The sequence below is a fragment of the Stagnihabitans tardus genome, assembly GCF_009925085.1.
Lineage (GTDB): Bacteria > Pseudomonadota > Alphaproteobacteria > Rhodobacterales > Rhodobacteraceae > Stagnihabitans > Stagnihabitans tardus.
On the sequence record NZ_JAABNR010000007.1, the window covers coordinates 103,270 to 122,151 of the forward strand.

At 67.3% G+C, this 18,882-nt stretch carries 20 protein-coding genes and 2 tRNA genes; 7 read left to right on the forward strand and 15 right to left on the reverse strand.

What is annotated here, in order from left to right; genetic code table 11:
- Window positions 1–5: 5 nt before the first annotated feature.
- The 3 genes from GV832_RS09105 to GV832_RS09115 form a co-directional block, all read right to left on the reverse strand.
- Window positions 6–1,103 (reverse strand): ABC transporter permease, encoded by a 1,098-nt coding sequence (locus tag GV832_RS09105; RefSeq protein WP_168774541.1) that lies wholly within the window; start codon window positions 1,101–1,103, stop codon window positions 6–8.
- The gene (locus tag GV832_RS09110; RefSeq protein ID WP_168774542.1) at window positions 1,103–2,125 is read right to left on the reverse strand and encodes an ABC transporter permease; all 1,023 of its coding nucleotides are present in this window, start codon (window positions 2,123–2,125) and stop codon (window positions 1,103–1,105) included. The genes GV832_RS09105 and GV832_RS09110 overlap by 1 nt, the downstream gene beginning before the upstream one ends.
- A 132-nt stretch (window positions 2,126–2,257) precedes the next feature.
- The gene (locus GV832_RS09115) at window positions 2,258–4,324 is read right to left on the reverse strand and encodes an ABC transporter substrate-binding protein (RefSeq protein ID WP_168774543.1); all 2,067 of its coding nucleotides are present in this window, start codon (window positions 4,322–4,324) and stop codon (window positions 2,258–2,260) included.
- A 170-nt stretch (window positions 4,325–4,494) separates the two neighbouring features.
- Between GV832_RS09115 and GV832_RS09120 the strand changes: the two genes are divergently transcribed.
- Window positions 4,495–5,397 carry a helix-turn-helix domain-containing protein gene (locus GV832_RS09120; RefSeq protein ID WP_168774544.1) on the forward strand — a complete coding sequence of 301 codons (903 nt, stop codon included), beginning with the start codon at window positions 4,495–4,497 and terminating at the stop codon, window positions 5,395–5,397.
- 202 nt (window positions 5,398–5,599) lie between these two features.
- Here the strand turns inward: GV832_RS09120 and GV832_RS09125 are convergent.
- A tRNA-His gene (locus GV832_RS09125) sits at window positions 5,600–5,676 on the reverse strand.
- Between the two features lie 158 nt (window positions 5,677–5,834).
- Here GV832_RS09125 and GV832_RS09130 point away from each other — a divergent pair.
- On the forward strand, window positions 5,835–6,053 hold the full coding sequence (locus tag GV832_RS09130; protein WP_168774545.1) for a DUF6324 family protein: 219 nt from the start codon (window positions 5,835–5,837) through the stop codon (window positions 6,051–6,053).
- Window positions 6,054–6,134: 81 nt separating this feature from the next.
- Here GV832_RS09130 and GV832_RS09135 read toward each other — a convergent pair whose 3' ends face one another.
- The 3 genes from GV832_RS09135 to purD all read right to left on the reverse strand — a co-directional run bounded on the left by GV832_RS09135 (window position 6,135) and on the right by purD (window position 9,155).
- Complete coding sequence (locus GV832_RS09135; protein ID WP_168774622.1) at window positions 6,135–6,584, reverse strand: MmcB family DNA repair protein; 450 nt, start codon at window positions 6,582–6,584, stop codon at window positions 6,135–6,137.
- A gap of 694 nt (window positions 6,585–7,278) precedes the next feature.
- Entirely contained in the window at window positions 7,279–7,578 is a 300-nt protein-coding gene (locus GV832_RS09140) for a hypothetical protein (RefSeq protein ID WP_168774546.1), read from the reverse strand.
- Window positions 7,579–7,886: 308 nt separating this feature from the next.
- On the reverse strand, window positions 7,887–9,155 hold the full coding sequence (gene purD / locus GV832_RS09145) for a phosphoribosylamine--glycine ligase (protein ID WP_168774547.1): 1,269 nt from the start codon (window positions 9,153–9,155) through the stop codon (window positions 7,887–7,889).
- A 175-nt stretch (window positions 9,156–9,330) separates the two neighbouring features.
- Here purD and GV832_RS09150 point away from each other — a divergent pair, with 175 nt between their 5' ends.
- From GV832_RS09150 to xseA, 4 genes are all read left to right on the forward strand, one after another.
- A complete protein-coding gene (locus GV832_RS09150; protein ID WP_168774548.1) occupies window positions 9,331–9,723 on the forward strand; it encodes a hypothetical protein in 393 nt (130 codons plus the stop codon).
- The gene (locus GV832_RS09155; RefSeq protein WP_168774549.1) at window positions 9,716–9,919 is read left to right on the forward strand and encodes a hypothetical protein; all 204 of its coding nucleotides are present in this window, start codon (window positions 9,716–9,718) and stop codon (window positions 9,917–9,919) included. The genes GV832_RS09150 and GV832_RS09155 overlap by 8 nt, the downstream gene beginning before the upstream one ends.
- A 141-nt stretch (window positions 9,920–10,060) precedes the next feature.
- Entirely contained in the window at window positions 10,061–10,372 is a 312-nt protein-coding gene (locus GV832_RS09160; RefSeq protein ID WP_168774550.1) for a hypothetical protein, read from the forward strand.
- Between the two features lie 139 nt (window positions 10,373–10,511).
- Complete coding sequence (gene xseA, locus GV832_RS09165; RefSeq protein ID WP_168774551.1) at window positions 10,512–12,086, forward strand: exodeoxyribonuclease VII large subunit; 1,575 nt, start codon at window positions 10,512–10,514, stop codon at window positions 12,084–12,086.
- A gap of 230 nt (window positions 12,087–12,316) precedes the next feature.
- Here the strand turns inward: xseA and GV832_RS09170 are convergent, their stop codons facing one another.
- The 4 genes from GV832_RS09170 to hemP form a co-directional block, all read right to left on the reverse strand.
- Window positions 12,317–12,754: a hypothetical protein gene (locus GV832_RS09170; protein ID WP_168774552.1), complete on the reverse strand. Its 438-nt coding sequence runs from the start codon at window positions 12,752–12,754 to the stop codon at window positions 12,317–12,319.
- Window positions 12,755–12,790: 36 nt separating this feature from the next.
- Window positions 12,791–13,774 carry an alkane 1-monooxygenase gene (locus tag GV832_RS09175; protein WP_168774553.1) on the reverse strand — a complete coding sequence of 328 codons (984 nt, stop codon included), beginning with the start codon at window positions 13,772–13,774 and terminating at the stop codon, window positions 12,791–12,793.
- Between the two features lie 945 nt (window positions 13,775–14,719).
- A tRNA-Ser gene (locus GV832_RS09180) sits at window positions 14,720–14,809 on the reverse strand.
- Window positions 14,810–14,960: 151 nt separating this feature from the next.
- The gene (gene hemP, locus GV832_RS09185) at window positions 14,961–15,095 is read right to left on the reverse strand and encodes a hemin uptake protein HemP (RefSeq protein WP_227754326.1); all 135 of its coding nucleotides are present in this window, start codon (window positions 15,093–15,095) and stop codon (window positions 14,961–14,963) included.
- A gap of 148 nt (window positions 15,096–15,243) precedes the next feature.
- On the opposite strand from hemP, the gene GV832_RS22505 reads away from it, so the two are divergent.
- Window positions 15,244–16,581, forward strand: coding sequence for an ATP-binding protein (locus tag GV832_RS22505; protein WP_168774555.1), 1,338 nt, complete (start codon window positions 15,244–15,246; stop codon window positions 16,579–16,581).
- A gap of 101 nt (window positions 16,582–16,682) precedes the next feature.
- On the opposite strand, the gene GV832_RS09195 is transcribed toward GV832_RS22505, so the two are convergent.
- The 4 genes from GV832_RS09195 to cyoC are packed head-to-tail and all read right to left on the reverse strand — an operon-like array spanning window position 16,683 to window position 18,882.
- A complete protein-coding gene (locus tag GV832_RS09195; RefSeq protein ID WP_168774556.1) occupies window positions 16,683–17,258 on the reverse strand; it encodes a response regulator transcription factor in 576 nt (191 codons plus the stop codon).
- 22 nt (window positions 17,259–17,280) lie between these two features.
- A complete protein-coding gene (locus GV832_RS09200) occupies window positions 17,281–17,925 on the reverse strand; it encodes an SURF1 family protein (protein ID WP_168774557.1) in 645 nt (214 codons plus the stop codon).
- A gap of 4 nt (window positions 17,926–17,929) precedes the next feature.
- A complete protein-coding gene (gene cyoD / locus GV832_RS09205; protein WP_168774558.1) occupies window positions 17,930–18,265 on the reverse strand; it encodes a cytochrome o ubiquinol oxidase subunit IV in 336 nt (111 codons plus the stop codon).
- Window positions 18,266–18,276: 11 nt separating this feature from the next.
- Window positions 18,277–18,882, reverse strand: a complete 606-nt coding sequence (gene cyoC / locus GV832_RS09210; RefSeq protein ID WP_168774559.1) for a cytochrome o ubiquinol oxidase subunit III — start codon at window positions 18,880–18,882, stop codon at window positions 18,277–18,279.

An 18,882-nucleotide genomic window follows, 5' to 3' on the forward strand; every position in this document is an offset into this window, starting at 1 on the left:
TCACCTCAATAGGGGTCGACGGCGTCGCGCAGACCGTCACCAAGGGCGTTGAAGGCGAAGACGGCCAGAAGCACGAAGCCCACGGGCGAGAGGATCCAAGGGTAGGAACCGATGGAGGAGAAGGTCTGCGCGTCCTGCAGCATCAGCCCCCAGGAGATCAGCGGCGGTTTCACGGCGAAACCGAGGAAGCCCAGGAAACTCTCCAGAAGGATGATGGTCGGGATGCCAAGCGTCACGCTGACGATGACGTGGGAGAGGACATTGGGCAGGATATGCCGCGTGATGATCCGCCCGTCACTGGCCCCCACGGCCACGGCCGCGCGGACATAGTCGATCCGCGCCATGGACATGGTCTTGGACCGCACCTCACGGGAAAGCTGCGCCCAGCCCAGACCCACGATGACCAGGATGACGAAGCTCAGGAAGACCGGAGAGGGCGAGGTCGGCGGGATCAAGGTCGTCAGGGTCAGGTACAGAGGCAGCTGCGGGAAGGCCAGGACGATCTCGACAAAGCGTTGAAACCACATGTCAAACCGCCCGCCGATATAGCCCGAGGTAATCCCCATCAGCGTCCCGATGATGGTGATCAGCGTGATCGACACCAGCGAGATCATCAGCGTCAGCCGCGCGCCATAGATCCCCCGCGACAGGATATCGCGGCCGAGCTTGTCGGTGCCCAGAAGGTGCAAGGGCTGGCCATCGCTGAGCCCCACCAGCCTTGTCTGCATCGGGATCAGGCCCATCAGGTGATAGGGCTCGCCCTTGACGAAGAAGGCCAGGGGGCGGGGGTTCTCGAGATCGGGGCCCATCAGCGGCTGATAGGTGATCGGGTCCAGCTCGTCGGTCTCGACGATGGCATAGACCGTGGGCCAGGGGGTGAAGTCGATCTTGTCGGGCGGGGCAAAGCTGACATCGGGCTGGTTCGGGTCCATCGGCGCCACGAACTCGGCGAAGATGGCCGACAAAAGCAGCAAGGAGACCAGCACCAGCCCCATCATCCCCGGGAATGACCGGCGGAAGCGGCGCCAGACCAGGGCCCCATAGCTCTGGCTTTGGGTGTTGACGGTCGAGACCCGGTCGTCGGCAGATTCGATATCGGTCATCAGTTGCTCCCCACCCGGATGCGCGGGTCAAGAAGGGCCAGGAGGACATCGGCGATGATGTTGCCGATGATGAGCGTGGCGCCCAGAACCAGAAGCAGCGAGGCGGTCACGAAGACATCGCCGATCGCCATGGAGCCCACGATGGCCGGCCCGATCGTGGCCAGGCCAAAGACGATGGCGACCTCGATTTCGCCGGTCAGCATGTAGGGCAGGACGACGCCTTGATAGGCCACCAGGGGATGCAGCGCATTGGGCACGGCATGGCGCATGATGACGGCGCCTTCGGACAGGCCCTTGGCGCGGGCGGTCTCGACATATTGCGCGTTCAGCGTGTCCAGAAGATTGGCCCGCATGACCCGCATGTTATAGGCCAGCCCCCCGAAGGTCGCGACCGCCACCACGGGCCAGACATGCTGGATCAGGTTCCAGGCCTTGCCCCAGTTGAACCAGATGCCGTCGAACCAGGGCTGGCCGCCGTATTTCGTCGAAAAGAACGAGCCGATCTCCTGGACGTTCAGCTTGTAGGCCAGGATGTAGAGGATGATCAGCGCCAGAAGGAACCGGGGGATGGTCATGCCGAGGAAGCTCACGAAGCTCAGCACCGTATCGACCCAGGTGTATTGCCGCGTCGCCGCCAGGATGCCGAAGCCGATGCCGATCAGCGAGGCCAGGAGGTGGCAGGTCAGCGCGATCAGAAGCGTCTTGGGCAGGCGCTGTTCGATGACCTCGAGCACCGGCTTGTTATAGGCATAGCTCTGCCCGAAATCGAGCCGCGTGACGATGCCATACATCCAGCGCGCATATTGCACGACGAGCGGATCGTTCAGCCCGTTCTTCTCGCGGTATTCGGCCGCGAAACGGTCTGCCGCCTCGATCGTCGCGTTCCCTTGCGTGATCATGTTGGTCCGCAGGAAGTCGGCATAGTCGCCGGGCGGCGCCTGGATGATGAAGAAGGTGATGAGCGACATCACGAAGAGGACAGGGATGGCCTGTCCCAAGCGGATGGCCAGGAATCTCAGCATGGCATGCCTCGTGGGTAAAGGGGGGCGGGGCAAAACCGCCCCCGGGGTGCCGCGCAGGGCAGCTGTCCCGGGCAGGGGGAGACCCGCCCGGGCCTTGGTCAGGGGCGCCCGCAGGCGCCCCCGCCTGTCACATCACTCGACCGAAACCGGTCCGGCAGAGCCCGGGGCACCCGGCAGGGTGTTCGGGTGCAGCTCGGCGCCGATCTGCTTGTCGGCGGGCACGAAGACGCGCTCGCGGATGATGTTGTCCTCGGCCCAGTTGTACATGAAGATGGGCGCACCGGCCGGGATATTGGCGAAGCGCTTGTTCACGATCAGCGCGCCGGGATAGGCCGTCAGGCCGATGCCGTCGAGATTCTCGGTATAGAGCTTCTGGTAGTCCTTCATCAGGGCCTGACGCTCGGCCGGATCGCGCGAGGCGATGAACTTGTTCACGATATCGACCATGGCCTTTTCATGGTCGAGGAGATCAAGCTCTCCGGCGCCATTGGCCTTGTGGTTGACATCGGTCGTCGGTCCGGTCGGCGCAAGCGCCGTGGTGTTCTGGACGACGGTGATCAGCTCGGTGCCGTTGCGGATGATGATCCAGTCGAACTTGCCCGAGTCGCGGGCATTGTCGAAGTCCTTGCCGGTCAGGGCGCTCAGCGTCACCTTGACGCCCACTTCGCCCATCATGGCCACGACACCCTCGGCGAGGTTCTTGTCGGTGGCATAGTCGGACTGGGTCAGGAGCGTGACGTTCAGGTTCCCGCCACCCGCGACGTTGACGAAGCCGTCGCCGTCGGTGTCGGTCAGACCCGCCGCTTCCAGCTGCGCCTTGGCCGAGGCCGCGTCATAGGGATAGAAGACGGTCGAGGCCTTGTCGTAGTAGGAGGTCCCGTCATAGAGGCCGCCCGGATAGGGCACGGTGAAGGGGCCCTTGACCAGGCTGTCGCCCAGGCGCTGGCGGTCGATCGCATAGGTGATCGCCTTGCGGAAATCGAGGTTCCGGTTCAGGTCACGGATCGCCTGGCCCTCGGGCGTGGGTTCACCCCAGCCATTGCCCGACAGGTTCGGATAGAGCGTATAGCCGATGGTGCGCGGACCGAAGGCGAGCTTGGCGGGCGAAGCCGGGTCGGCCGCCTTCTTCAGCGCCTCGACATAGTTTTCCGCCTGTTCCAGGTTCGAGAAGTCGCCCGTGCCGGCCACGGCCTGCACGTCGCGGTCGCCCCAGGTGCTCAGGCGATACTGCATCTCGTCGAGATAGGGCAGCTGGTTGCCGGCCTCGTCGACCTTCCAGTAATAGGGGTTGCGGCGCAGGACGACCACGTCATCGGGACGATGCTCGACCACGGTCCAGCCGCCCATGACGGGGAAGTTCATGTAATCGCTGGGGAAAGCCTTCTGGAAGGCCTCGTAGGAGGCGCCGCCATACTTCGGATGCTGCGGCTTCAGGATATGGCTCGGGCCGGGGCAGAAGTTGCCGTAAGCCATGTTGTAGAGCACCGCTTCGGGGAAGGGCGTCTGGAAGGTCAGCGTGAAGGTATAGTCATCCACGTTGGCATAGACGGCGTCCGAATAGGTCGCAGGAGCGGCGCCCATCAGCGGCGTGACCTCGGGGTCGCCCACGACGTCGTTGAAGTAGAATTCGGTGTCAGCGGTGGTGAAGGGCGCGCCATCCGACCACTTGGCCCCCTCGACGAGGTGCACGGTCAGCGTCTTGCCATCTTCGGACCATTCCCAGGACTTGGCCAGGTTCGGCATGGGCTGCAGGTCGGCCGCATTGACCTGGAAGAGCGGACCCGTGCGGGTCAGGCATTCCACCAGGCCGATGTCGATGCCGCCCCAGCCGTAGGATTGACCGGCCCAGAAGTTCCAGCCCTCGGGACGGCCGCCGATCACATGGCGCATCACGTCGCCATAGACGCCATTGCCGTCGGGCATGTTGGCGGTCTTGTAGACCATGGGCTCTTTCGGCAGGCGCTCCGCCACCGGAGGCAGCTTGCCCGCATCGACGAAAGCCTTGACCCAGGCCGGCTCGTTATAGGCGGGCAGGGCCTTGAACTCGGCGATGTCAGAGCGGTTGACGAAGACAGGCTGGCCCTGGGCATCGAATTTCGGGGCGTCCGGCGGGGTCGTGGGGGCCATCACATCGGCACTCACGGCGTAAGCGGACACGCCCAGCAGAAGCGCTGCCATCGCAGCGCGCTGGATCATCATGGTTTATCTCCTCCCGATGGCCCCATTCCAGGGCCGATTTTTCGCGTCAAAGATGCGAGACCCGAGGCAATCCTCCTCGCCTCGGGTAGGGTTACCTTGAGGCATGTCGGCCCTTGCCAACAATGGCGAATTGCGAGATTCTATTCCGGCTTTCTAAGATCGGGGGGATCATGAAGGATTTGGCCGAGGAAGAGCGCCTCAAGGGGGCTCCAAAGCACGAGCGGCACTTCTACTCCGCCTCCCGCGCCTTCGGCCGCTTCGGCATGCGGATCTTCGAGCCCCAGGTCATGGCGGCGCCGCATTGGCATGGCCACCTGGAGGCGAATTTCGCCATGGGCCATGCCATGGGCTATGACGTTGACAATGAAAAGATAATCGTGCCGCCGGGGCGGCTGGCCGTCTTCTGGGCGGGCATCCCGCACAGGCTTTACGACGTGACCCCCAGCGGTGAGGCCGCGCCGCGCCTCGCCAATATCTACCTGCCGCTCGATACCTTCCTGATGATGAACCACATCATGGCGATGCAGGTGGCCATGCTGGGCGGGGGGATGATTCTCTTGCCGGAATCCCTCTGCGACGAGGGGCTGATCCGGCGCTGGTATTCCGATTATCGCTCGGGCGACTTTGAACGCACCGAGATCATGAAGATGGAGCTGAACGCGCTCTTCCGCCGCGCCTTCCTGGGCCCGCCCGAATACCTGCGCCTGCCGCGCAACGATGCGGCGGGAGAGAGGGCGCTGTCCTCGGCCCATATCCGCCATGTGATCGCCATGGTGCAGGCGGTGCTCGAGAACCTGGGCAAGCCGCTGCGCAATGCCGAGATCACGGCGGTGACCGGGCTGCACGAGAATTACGCCCTGTCGCTTTTTACCCGGGTGATGCAGACGCCGCTGAAGCAGTTCGTGCTGCGGATGCGGTTGATGCGGGCGCGGGCGCTTCTGGTAGAAAGCGCGCTGGCCATCGCCTCGGTGGCCGAGGCTTCGGGATTTACCTCGATTTCCCAGTTCTACCACCAGTTCAAGGCGGCCTATGGCGCCTCTCCGAACGAGGTGCGCAACCAGTATCTCGGCTAGGGCGGGTTCCGCCGACTGCAAGGCCAGGGCAGGATCGGCGCGGTCGCCCTGCCGACTGGGCGAGGGTTTCCGGGGGCAGGGCCCCCGGGGGCAGCGGTCACGGTCCAGTCGGCGGGGCGAGGTCTGGAGGCCGGGCGCGGCGGGTGCAGTCGGCAGACCCCCGCCAACGAAAAAGCCCTCACCGGGGGTGAGGGCTTTTCGATGGTACCGCCTTCCCGGTTCGAACGGGAGACCCCTAGATCCACAATCTAGTGCTCTAACCAGCTGAGCTAAGGCGGCACACGGGGGCCATTTAGGCCCAACCGAGACCGGGGTCAACCCGAAAATTGCCGTCCCAAGGCAGGACTTGCCCCCTGTCCCCGGCTTGACAGAAGCCGCCCGGGGGCTCAAAGCACGGGAAACCTTCCACCGAAACCGATCCATCGGGGGCTCGCGCCATGGGCATCGACAAGCAAAGCGACCTTTCCGCCAATATCCAGATCGGGCCGACCGATCAGGGCATGGTGCGCATCTATATCGAGGCCGACAACGGCATCGAGATCCCGATGGATTTCGACCCCGAAGAGGCCTTGGAAATCGCCGAAGAACTCCGCGCCGCTGCCGAGGCGGCCCGCGACATGGGTGGGAAACCCGCAGGTGGCAAGAAGCGCCGCTGAAGGTAGGGTGCGCTTCAGCGCACCGCCCGGGATGGTGCGCTGAAGCGCACCCTACGCTGTCACGGCGGGTTGAAACCCGCCCTATGCCCGTGGATCGCGCAAAGCCTGAAGCCGCCCCGCCGCCTGGCGTGAGAACTTCAAGGTCAGCGCCTTGCGCCTTGCCCCGGCCAAGGGCGTCTCGGGCCCCATGCGGATGATCTCGGCATCATAGGCATCGGCCAGGATGAGCCCCGTCCCCTCGGGCAAAAGTGCCGTCGGGAAATCCGCATCCACCGCCCAGAAGAAGCGGTCGCAATAGTCGAGATAGCCCTGCCACTTGCGGTCAGCGGCATAATCCGCCCGCCCCGACTTGCACTCGATCACCCAAAGCTCTCCCTTGGGCCCCAGCGCCATGAGGTCGACCCGAAGGCCCGGCGCGGGGATCATCTCTTCGAGGCTGACGAAATCCAAAGCCATCAGCGCCCGCGCCACCCCCCGCGCGAGGCGCTGGCCAGGCAAGAGCCTGGCATCGGGCAGAGCCTGGGGCCCCAAATCGCCCGGAAGGAGCGCTGCCCCCGGCGCCTGTCCGGGCCCCGCGCCGCAAGCCGTCGCAGGCTGGTCTTGCGTCACTTCTCCCCCTGGAGCCGAGGCCCCGAACCGCGCCGGATCCGCGTCTCTCTCCTCCGTCGCAACAGGGATCACTTGGCTTTGGCGTTCCATCCCGGGCTCCGACAGGGTCTGGAGCGAATATGAACCAAGGGTGAACACCTGTCCAGACCAGGCCCAGCCCAGACGCGAAGCCCCATGCAGTCGCGCCTTGCGCCTGCCCCCCATGAGGCCTACATTCCCCCTTGGCGGGTTCTGCTCTTCTCGTGCGAGGCTACTTTTCCAGTGGCCGATAAGCAAGCGAACGGGGGCTGGCTCTGGCAGGATCCTGGTCCTGCTACCTGGCGCCCACCTGAGACCTCTGGCTCTCGGGAAAACCCAAGCCTTCACGGCCGCTGCGGGCCCGCCACCTGAAGACCACGAAACCTGGCGGCCCAAGACAAGTCCAGGGACCTTGGCCCAGGTGCCCCGGCAAACGGCGTGCCGATTGCCGAGGGGCAGGAGGCAGAAGTTGCGGCCCGGCCCTCCAGGCCCGAGCCTTCCTCCAAGGTCCGAACCTCTCCCCCCGCGTCAAACGAAAAGGCCCGGGGGTCAATCCCCCGGGCCTTTTCGCGCCCCTCTCGGGGCCTGTCCTGCAAGATCAGCGCCGGATGCCCGGACGCTTCTGAACCCGAGCCTCAACCCGGATCGGAATCAGCTTGCCGCCACGCGGGCCCTCGTCCTCGGCCAGGGACATGACGGCGATGGCGAATTGCACGCCGGCGAAAACGACCCCATGGAAGACCCAAAGCATCAAGGCCGCCACGACACCCATGTCGCTGCCCCGCACAAGGTGACCGATCCCCGCCACGTCCAGCGCCACGAGGGCAAAGACGAAAGCGGCCGAGACGGCGAAACCGAAGGCAACCTGGGTGATGTAAAGGCGGACGAGCTGCGGCATGATTCCTCCCATGAACGAGCTTCCTGTAATGAAAGCGTAACACTTCAAGATTGCAAGGGAAGTCAGAAAAAAGACACAATCTGTCGCGGTCGCGGAAATCCGCCGCCGCTGCGCAGAAAGATGGCAAGCTGCGCCCGCGAGAACGGGGGGCTCCCGCAGGAACGGGGGGCTCCCGCCCCCCGACCCCCCCGGCCCAAGGGGCGCAGGCGCCCCCTGGGAACCCCCGTGAGTATTTGGGCCAGGTTGAAAGCCGAAGAGTGCCCAGGGATCGCTTGGGTCCAGGGTCCTGCCGTGTGACGCGGGGAGGCTCAGCCCTTCAAGGCCCGCCAGCCGATGTCGGAGCGGCAAAAGCCCTCGGGCCAGTCGAGGTGGTCGATCATCGCATAGGCGCGGTTGCGCGCCTCTTCGAGGCTGGCGCCCCGCGCGGTCACGTTGAGCACGCGGCCGCCATTGGCGACGATCCGGCCCTCCTTCTCGGCGGTGCCCGCATGAAAGACCATGTGGCGGCTGTCCTCGGGCACGCGTTTCAGCCCATGGATGACCGAGCCCTTCTGATAGGCGCCGGGATAGCCCCTGGCCGCCATGACCACGGTCAGGGCATGGTCATCGGCCCAGTTCACGCGGGCTTGGTCCAGGGTGCCCTCGGCACAGGCCAAAAGCAGGTCCAGCGCCTGGCCCCCCAGCCGCATCATCAGCACCTGGGTCTCGGGGTCGCCGAAACGGGCATTGTATTCGACGAGGCGCGCGCGGCCCTTCTCGATCATCAGGCCCGCATAGAGCACGCCCTGATAGGGGGTGCCACGCCGGGCCATCTCGGCAATCGTCGGCATCACGATCTCGGCCAGGACCTGGGCCTGGATCGCCTCGGTCAGGACCGGGGCAGGGGAGTAAGCCCCCATCCCGCCGGTGTTCGGCCCCTGGTCGCCATCGAAGACGCGCTTGTGGTCCTGGGCGGTGCCGACGGGGAGGGCGCTGGTGCCATCGGTCAGGATGAAGAAAGAGGCCTCTTCGCCCCCCATGAACTCCTCGATGACGACTTCCGCCCCTGCCGCGCCGAGGGAGCCGCCGAACATGTCGTCGATGGCGGCCAGGGCTTCGCCCAAGGTCATGGCCACGACGACACCCTTGCCCGCCGCCAGCCCATCGGCCTTGATCACGATGGGCGCGCCCTGCGCCGTGACATAGGCGCGGGCCGGGGCGGCCTCGGTGAAGCGGGCCCAGGCGGCGGTGGGCGCGCCGCAGGCGTCGCAGACCTCCTTGGTGAAGGCCTTGGAGGCCTCGAGCTGGGCCGCGGCCTGCGAGGGGCCGAAGGTCAGGATGCCAGCGGCCCTTGCCGCATCGGCGACGCCAGCGGCCAGGGGCGCCTCGGGGCCGATCACCAGGAAGTCGATGGCATTGCCCTCGCAGAACTCCACGACCGAAGCGCCATCGAGGATGTCGATATCGGCGACCTCGGCCAGGCCCGCGATCCCCGCATTGCCCGGAGCCACGATGAGCCGGTCGGTCTTGGGGTTCTGCTTGATGGCCCAGGCCAGCGCATGTTCCCGCCCGCCGCTGCCGAGGATGAGGATGTTCATGGGGGATTTCCTCTGTTCAATGGGGTTGGGGCCTCTTAGGCTGGCGGGGCGGTTTGGGCAAGGGGATTGGGCATGGGTCCTGCCGACTGCCAGGCCTGCGACGGACCCCGGGCCTGGGCCCCGCCGACTGGGGGCTTCGGGGCGGCGGAGGGCGGGGACAGGGACGGGGGATCGGATGCAGAGGTTCAAGAGATTTCGGCTCTGGCTGATCATAGGCCTTGGGGTCATCCCCTTCACCGGCCTGCCCATGGCGGTGCAGGTGGGCCTGGCCGTGGGGGTGGTGGTGCTTTTGATGGCGCTCTCCGCCTGGGCGCGGAACCCCGGGACCTTGGGCGAGGACGGCGATGGCTTTCCGACCGGGTCGGGCTTCTTGCCAGCCGGGCCCTGGAGCGGGTCGGGGGAGGATGCGGCTTCGGGTGCGCAGTCCGGAGATCATGCGACCGGTCCTGGCGGCCACCATCACGGCGGATATGGCGGCGGAGCGGCCGACTCGGGCCAGGCGGCGGCTGCGGCGGATGGTGGTGGCGGGGGAGACGGAGGGGGTGGGGGAGGAGGCGGCGGTGACTGACCCCGATCTCTGGGCCCGCATCGAAGCCCAGCCCCTGCGGACCGCCGAGGGCCAGGACCTCGCCGCCGCCCTGGCCGTCGAAAGCTCCCTCCTGCCGGACCAGATTGCGCCCACCCTCGCAGAGTACCGGCGCTGGCGTTACCTGCGCAGCCTGGACCCAGGCCTCGTGTCGCCACCGATCATGCCCTGGATCTAGGCCTGGGCCGAAGAGGCCAGCCCCTCGCCCTGGGTCAAACCGGCTCTCCCCTGGCCCCAAGGCACCGGGCCCTCCTTGGGCAGCGGTCACCCTGGCGAAGCGCGGTGGAGGCGTTGGACGGACTCGGGTCGGCTTGACGAGGTGAAAGCCCGGGTCCTCGATGCGGGACGCCGCGACAATGCCGCCACCCTGGCGGCCTACCGCGCCGAATTCGGGACGGAGCCGCCTCCCTGGCTCTGGCCCTCCACGGCGGAGCTTGCCGAGGAGGACGGGTTCCGGCTTCGCCTTGTGGGGCTGGGCTTCGCCTGTTTCGGTGCCATTTGGCTTTTCGCGGAATTTCTCCCCCCTCTCTTGGCCTTCGGCCTTGCCAGCTTCGGCTTGTTCGGCCCCCTCGTGATCTGGCTGCACGGCCACGCGGACATCTGGACCTGCAACCTGAAGCTGCCGGACTGAACGCCGAATTGACCCCGACTCCTGGTCCCGCATCACGACGCAGCCCTCGGCCATGCAGGATGTCACCCGCTGGAACGGGTCCCAAGTATCGCGACCGCGCCCCGTTGCCTTTCCCCTTGCCCCGAGGCACAAATCCCCCATGCTCTTCGAAGACGACCCCCCCCCGCGCCCCGGCAACAGCCCCGAATACACCGTCTCGGAGCTTTCCGGCGCGGTCAAACGCGTGATCGAGGGGGAGTTCGGCCTGATCCGGGTGCGCGGAGAGATCGGGCGCGTCTCGCGGCCCGCCTCGGGGCATCTGTATTTCGACCTCAAGGATGACCGCAATGTCATCGCGGCCATCTCCTGGAAGGGCCAGGTCGCCCGCATGGCCATCCGCCCCGAAGAGGGGATGGAGGTCGTGGCAACCGGCAAGATGACCACCTTCCCGGGGCAGTCCAAGTATCAGCTGATCGTCGACGACATGGTTCCGGCAGGCGCGGGCGCGCTCATGGCCATGCTGGAGAAGCGCAAGGCGCAACTGGCCTCGGAGGGCCTCTTCGACCCCGCCCGCAAGAAGCCCATCCCCTATTTGCCCAGGGTCATCGGCGTGGTCACCTCGCCCTCGGGCGCCGTGATCCGCGACATCCTGCACAGGCTCTCGGACCGCTTCCCCCGCCATGTCCTGGTCTGGCCCGTCGCTGTCCAGGGCGAGAAATGCCCCGCCGAGGTCGCAGCCGCCATCCGTGGCTTCAACGCGCTGGAGCCCGGGGGCAAGATCCCCCGCCCCGACCTGATCATCGTGGCGCGCGGCGGCGGCTCGATGGAGGACCTCTGGGGCTTCAACGAGGAAGTGGTGGTCCGCGCCGCCGCCGCCTCGAATATCCCACTGATCTCGGCCGTGGGCCATGAGACCGATACGACGCTGATTGACCATGCCTCCGACCGCCGGGCGCCCACGCCCACCGCCGCCGCCGAGATGGCTGTGCCGGTCCGCGCCGATCTGCTGGCGGGCTTGGCCGATCTGAACGCAAGGCTCGCGCGGAGCCAGCGCAGCCTGATGGACCGCCGCAGCCAGCGCCTCAGCGACCTCTCCCGCGCGCTGCCCCGTCTCGATGCGCTCCTGGCGACCCCGCGCCAGAGGCTGGATGCCGCGACCCAGCGCCTTGGAAGCGCCCTGTCGCTCGCCGCCCAGAAGAAGCGGGGGCTCTTTGCGGCGCTGGCCAGCCGCCACCGCCCGCTGGCGCTTCTGACCCTGACCGCCCGCAAGGCCGAGACGCTGAAGGCCCGCGCCGCCACGCTGGACGACCGCGCGACCCGCCGCCTGGAACGCGCCACCGCCCGGCTCGAGCTTTTCGCGAGCCGCCTCGCCCCGGCCCTGACCCGGCTGAAGGGCGCCGCCAGCCGCGACATTGCCCGCGACCGCGCTCGCCTGGCCCAGGCCGCCGACCGGCTCGAGGCCTTCCCCAAGACCCTGGCCAGCCTGACCCTGAAGCTCGAGGCCCTGGACCGCACCCGCCAGACGCTCGGACATGCCGAGACCCTGGCCCGCGGCTTCGCCATCCTGCGGGCGGATGGCCAGGTCGTCACCTCGGCCAAAGAGGCCGCCAAGGCGCAAAGCCTGGAGATCGAGCTGCACGATGGCAGTTTCACCGCCATCCCCTCTGCCGCCCCCGCCAAGAAGCCCAGGCCCGCGAAACCGGCGGACAAACCCGGCCAGGGCTCGCTTTTCTGAGATCCAAACCCGGCGCCTCCACAACCCTGAACCATGGGGAAGCCTGCGCCCGGAAACGGCTGCGGCAGCCCTTATGGGCGCTCCGAAAACCCAGGCCACATGCCCCTGTCAGGCAGCCCGCGCTCAAGGGCAAAGCGCCGCCCTCTTTCCCTTTCATACTTGGCACAAATATCCTCGGGGAGGTCTGGAGGGGCAGACAGCCCCTCCAGCGCTGTCCGAAAGAGCCACCCTCAGGCGCCGACCATCGGCCCCGGGCACTGCATCGGCTGATCCGTCTGCGCCAGCTCCGACAAGGGCGCGCCGCCCTCCATGAATTGCGCCACCAACCCTTCCGCCCCCCGGAAGAACTGCCAGCAATTCATGTCGCCCGGCTCGTCCTCGTAGGTGAAGCACAGCATCGGCCCGGCGCCGGGCAGTTGCACCTCGGTCCAAGAGCCATATTGGCAAGGCGCATCCTTGAAGGCCCAGATCACCTGGTGGCCCGGCAGGTATTGCTCTTGCCCCCAAAGCGCCCCGCCGTCGGAATAGGTCAGGGTCTTTCCGGTGGCATAGGCCTCGAACTCGGCCCCCGTCAGGGGCGCTCCAAGATCGGCAGGACGCGACAAGGGCGGCGGATCGGCCAGGGCCGAAAGGGGAAGGCTGATCAGGGCAAGGGTCAAGAGGCGCATGGGCCCATAGTGCCAAGAGCCCGGATCAAAAGCCAGTCACGCCTTGGTCAACGCCAGGGCCTGTGCCATCCGTCGCCGCCACAGCGGCGGATAAAGCGCCACGACACAGGCCAAGGGCAGGGGCCAGGGCAGGATCGGCGCTCCCTCGGGCAGGCGCAAGGCGGAATAGGGTCTCGAGGGATGGGCATGGTGATCGGAATGGCGCGGCGCATTCAGCATCAGGGCCGAAGAGAACCATTGCGGCGCGTTCCAGCTGTGCCCCGTGGCCACGGGGGTGCCGGGGGCACGCCGCAGCCCATAGTGCTGGACGTAATCCGACAGCAGCACCTGGGCCCCGAAGTGCAGACCGATCCCGGCCCAGATGGCCAGACCCGTCCCCCCGCCCAAGGCAAAGCCGCAGGCCAGCCCCGCCAGCGCGCCCAGGCCATAGACCCAGTAGGGCCCCGCATGGCCGCGCAAGCGCCGCTCTGCCGCCAGGCCCGCCCGGATCGACCCCGGCCAGGCCCGCAAGAGGAAACGGTAATAGCCCTCTCCGGCGCGGGCGGAATTGGGGTCATCGCCGGTGGCGACATGCCGGTGATGCACCAGCCGATGCGCCGAGGCATGATGGCCGAAGAGCAAGACCGCATAGACCGCGACCCCCAGGCGGAACAGTCCGCCGCCGCGGTGGATCAGCTCATGCGCCGCCGGATGGCCGACCTGGCCGAACCAGAGCCCCGCCGCCAGCGCCAGCCCGAGGCCCTGGGGCCAGCCCTGCACCACGGCCGCCCGCACGACCAGCGGCAAGGCCACCAGCACCCCGACGCCCAGGGCCATCAGCAAGAGATCGGAGCCCGGGAACTCTGCCTCGCTCTCGCCCGCGGCCCAGGGCAGGACAAGGTCGATGGCCACGGCCGAAAGCGCCATCCACCCCAGCGCGATCCAGACCCAGGGCCCGCCCCAGAGGCAGGCAAGCAGGATCAGTCCAAGCGGGCTCAGCGCGGCAAGGGCAAAGGCGATCAGCGGCAGGGCAGGTCTCATGGGCCAAACCTACACAAGCCCCGCACTGCGCAAAAGCCCCTCCCGGTTGCAACCCGGCGCAATCCAGCCTTGGACGGCGGGCAGCCGTGATCGGGCCAGTCAGGCTTCGGGCAGCGCACGGATGGGCAGGGCACGGATGGGGGGGGCGCCCCGATCCGGTTTGGGCAGGGTCTCTCGCATGGCCCCCGCCGACCTCGGGCGCCAAAGGCCGCCCGAGGTCGGCGGGGGCCGAGGTCTCTCATTGCAAAGCTTGGGCGCGGCCCGGCTCGGTCCTGGCCAAGAGCCTGATTCGAAACGTCCATGTCAGCGCCAACGTCGCCCATGCGGCCCAGTGGCCCTGCCACATCCGCCTCATCGTGGCGCTCCGGCAGGTCTCGGCCGCCATGGCGCCGGGAACTCCGCCCGACGCCACGACATGTCCGCCAAACCGATCCGGCCCGGAATTTGGGGCGAGGAATGGAGCTCCTTCAGCCAAGGGCCTCCGCAAACGAACGCTGGACGGTCCGGCCGATCTGCCAAGGATACCAGGGCGCCTGAACCGCGGCGCCCCTGCGCTTCGCCAACCGCCCGTGTGGCGTCCCGCCCGGGCTGTCGCCGAAAGCCGGGCCAAGACCTGCTGGCCCGGGAAGAGCTCCCGCAGGTCTTGGCCCATCGCCCCAAGGGGCCGGTTTTCGGCCTCGATGACGGCAAGACCCAGCGCCCGGGCAGCCGTCTCTTGCAATGGAACTCCATGAGGCTTGAGGCGCCGCACCCTTGGCATGGTGCCACAGAGATCGAAGCCCCGGGACGCCTGCGCGGGCACATGAGACGGGTGACGAGAACCCTGGAGGTTCAAGCCATCCCGGCCCTGCGCAGGCTGTCGCCCTTGGTCGGCCTGAAATTCCCAGCGCCCAACATGCGCCAAAGTGGACCCAGAGGTCCAGGTTCATGGGTGATCAAGGGAAATGGCGGACAGAGAGGGATTCGAACCCTCGAGACGGTTCCCCGCCTACACACTTTCCAGGCGTGCGCCTTCGACCACTCGGCCACCTGTCCGTTGGCGGCGGTTTACACGCAGCCGGGACGAAGTTGCAAGGGGTCCCGAAGCGGCGCGCGTGAAAAACTCGGGCCCCCGGGGGAAGCGACCAGCCCGGCAGTCGGCAGAGCGACGGTGGCGGATGGGGCGATCCCGGCGCAGTCGGCAGGGCTACTTCGTCAGGATCAGCTTGCCCATCCGCGTGATGCGCAAAGTGTAGACCTGGCCCTCGAGGTCGATTTCGGCCAGGTTCCCCCCAGCCGTCAAGGCGCTGGCCAGGTGGCGGGGCGGCCTTGTCTCGGTCATCTTTGGGCTGTGTTCGCTCGCTTTGTCCATCATGGGCCTGCATCATCCTGTTCGCATCCCTTATTTCCGACAAAAACACTCAACTGTAAAGCCTCTTTCCGCCAGGCCCGCAATCGCGGTTAATGGAACGCCCAAGCCGGAGCTGCACGTGACCGAGATCGAACCCAGACCGAAAAGCGACCGGGGCACCGCCCCTCCCCAGCCTCGGGCGCCCGGGGCGGTCTTGCCGGAGGCCGCCAGTCCCAACCGCCAGAACCTCGCGCTCCTGGTGCGGTTGCGCTGGGCGGCCATCGGGGGGCAGGCGGTGACGATCCTCGTGGCCGAGACCGTTCTGGGCATCGTTCTGCCGCTGGTCGCCATGCTGGCGGTGATCCTCGCGCTGATCCTGGTCAACCTGGCAGCGGGCTGGCGCAGCCGCCGGCCGGGCGAGGTCACGGTCCGCCGCCTCGTGGCCGAGGTCTGGGCCGATGTCCTGGCCCTGGCCTTGCTGCTTTACCTCTCGGGCGGGGCGGCCAATCCTTTTCTCGGGCTCTTCGTCCTGCAAGACATCGTGGCGCTTTTGATCCTGCCGGTCCGGGCGGCGGCGGCGACCTTTGTCCTGACCCTTGTCGCGGGGGTCGTCCTTCTGGGCTTTGGCGAGCCCCTGGCCCTGCCGGGCTGGGCCGAGGGCGTGCCGGGCTATGGCAATCCCTATCTCGTGGCCAGTTACCTGTCGTTTGCCATCTCGGGGGGGCTGACGCTCTGGTTCATGCTGGGGGTGCGGCGCAACCTCGCGCGGCGCGATGCCCAGCTCGCCGCCGCCCGCCAGCAGATCGACGAGGAGACGCTGCTGATCCGCATGGGTCTCATGGCCTCGACCGCCGCCCATGATCTTGGGACGCCGCTCACCAACCTGGCCGTGATCCTCGACGATTGGGAGGACCTGGGCCTGCCGGAAGAGGAAGAGCTCTCGCGCCAGGTCAACCTGATGCAAGAGGCGGTGGCGACCTGCCGCGAGACGATCTCGGGGCTTTTGCGCCAGGCGGGCCAAGCGCGGCTGGAGGAGGGGCGGGGCGAGGATGCCCTGGCCTTCGTCACCGAGGTGGCGCGGGGATGGGAGCGGCGCAACCGGGGCTGCGTGATCTCTCTCGAGGACAAGCGGACCAGGGCGAGCCGGCTTCTGGCCGATGTGCTTTTGGCGCGGGCCCTGGTGAACCTGATGGACAATGCGGCCGAGGCGGGGGCGGGTCAGATCACCCTGACCGTGTCAGGCCATCCGGCGCGGGTGGTGCTGGTGATCAGCGACGACGGGCCGGGCTTTCCCGAGGCGCTCTTGGCCGGGGGGCCGGTGGCGGGGCAGTCGGGCAACCCGGAGCCCGGGCGGGGCCTGGGGCTGATCCTGGTGCAATCGGTGGTGCGGCGCCTGGGCGGGACCGTGCGCTTCGGCCGGGCCGAGGGCGGCGGGGCGCGGGTGGAGATCGACCTTCCGGCCTTGATCCGGGGGTAAGGGGGATGGTGGGTTGACACCCACCCTACGCTTCGGCGACGGCCGCGCCCGGGTGGTGGCGACCTGTCCGCAAGGGTAGGGTGGGTGCCAACCCACCGCTTCTATTTCATCGGCTGCTTCACCAGCTTGCGCGCCAGGGTCCGGCGGTGCATGCCCAGCCGCCTTGCCGCCTCGGAGATGTTGAACTCGGTATCGGCCAGGGTCCGCTGGATCGTCTCCCATTCCTGGGTGCGCAAGGCGCTGACGCGGGGGGCGGCGATGTCGGGCATCTCGCGGCCCGCCTCATGGTCGAAGGCCGCCTCGATCTCGCGCGCCGAGGCGGGTTTGGCCAGGTATTGCGTGGCGCCGAGCTTGATCGCCTCGACCGTCGTGGCGATGGAGGCGAAGCCCGTCAGGACCACGATGCGCGGGGCGGGCTCCAGCGCGGCCAAAAGCGCCACGACCTCCAGCCCCGAGCCCTCGGCCAGTTTCAGGTCGACGATGGCGCGGGCGGGGGTAAAACCCGTGATGGCCTCGCGCGCGGCCTCGACGCTGGCGGCGCGGGTCACGGCATAGCCCCGCGCGGTGAAGGACCGCGCCAGGGTCTCGGCCAGGCGCGGGTCGTCCTCGACGATCAAGAGGCTGATGCCGCCCGGGGGGGCGGTAGGCGCGGGATCGGGGGGCAAGGCTGGGGGCATGGGGTCTCTCCTGCCCCTCAACCTAGTCCGTTTCGGCCCGGGGTCCAAGGTTCCACCAGGCGCCGCCCGCCAAAAGCAGGGCCAGCGCGAACCAGGTCACGGCATAGATCAGGTGGCTGTTGCGGAACTCGACCACGGTGAGGCCGGGAACGGGCAGGGGGCCGCCGGTCTCGGCATCGAGGAACCAGCCCACCGCCTGCACGCCCGAGGCCGCGCTCATCGCCGCCACATCGCGGGAGAACCAGCGGTCAGCCGTGGGGTCATTGGCGCGCAGGAAACCGCCGCCGGGCTGGCTGTCGCGGGCGAGCCCCGTGACCTCGGCCTGCGCCGGGGGCGGGGGCAGGGTCTCTCCATCGGGGAGGAAGCCGCGGTTGACCCACAGCGTCCAGCCCTGGTCGGTGGTCAGGGGCGTCATGACCCAGTCGCCCTGGCCCTCTTCGGTCACCGCCTTGACCAGGATCTGCCGCGCCAGGTAGCGGCCCTTGACCGTCAGCCTTGTATATTCCGGCGCCCCCGCCTCGGTGGCGGGGACGGCGGCACTGGCGAGCCGCATATCGACCTCGGCAATGAGCGCGGTCTTCCAGGCCAGCCTTTGCACCTGCCAGACCCCAAGCGCGAGGAAGAGCGCCACCCCCAGGACCGAAAGCACGACCAGGAAGCGGCGCATGGGCTTACTCCATCTGCATCTGGGGCATCATGTTGGCATTCATGTGATACATGACCCAGAGCGAGCCGGCCAGCATGATGACCACGACGACGACGGTGAAGATGGTGGCCAGAAGCGTCCAGCCCGCCTCGGACTTGGCCGTCATGTGCAGGAAATAGACCATGTGGACCAGGATCTGCACGACGGCAAAGCCCAGGACGACCAGGGCCGTGACGACCGGAGAGCCAAGCCCCCCCTGCATGACGATGGCAAAGGGGATGGCGGTCAGGATGACCGAGAGGACGAAGCCCGTGACATAGGAGCGGACCGAGCCGTGATCCTGGTGGGAGTGATGTTCCATGCTGATGCCCCTCAGATCATCTTGATGAGATAGACGAAGGTGAAGACGCCGATCCAGACGACATCCAGGAAGTGCCAGAACATCGACAGGCAGGTCATCCGCCGCAGGTTGGCCGGGATCAGCCCCTTCTGCGCGATCTGCACCGCCAGCACGATCAGCCAGAGCGAGCCGAAGGCCACGTGCAGGCCGTGCGTGCCAACGAGCGCGAAGAAGGAGGACAGGAAGGCCGACCGCCAGGGCCCGGCGCCCAGCTCGATCAGGTGGTGGAACTCGTAGAGCTCGACCGCGAGGAAGGCGAGGCCAAAGCCCAGCGTCACCCAAAGCCAGCGCAAAGTTCCCGCCTTGTTGCCCTTCTGCGCCGCCAGCATGGCAAAGCCGAAGGTGATCGAGGAGAAGAGCAGAAGCCCAGTGTTGATCGCGACAAGCTCGAGGTCGAAGAGGTCCTTCGGCCCCGGACCCGCCGCATAGGAATTGCCCAAAACGCCATAGACGGCGAAGAGGACGGCGAACATCAGGCAGTCGCTCATCAGGTAGATCCAGAAGCCGAGGCCGGTGGAGGCCCCCTCTGGGTGATGATGCGGCTCAAGGTCGTAGTATTTCGCGGTAAGGCTCGTCAT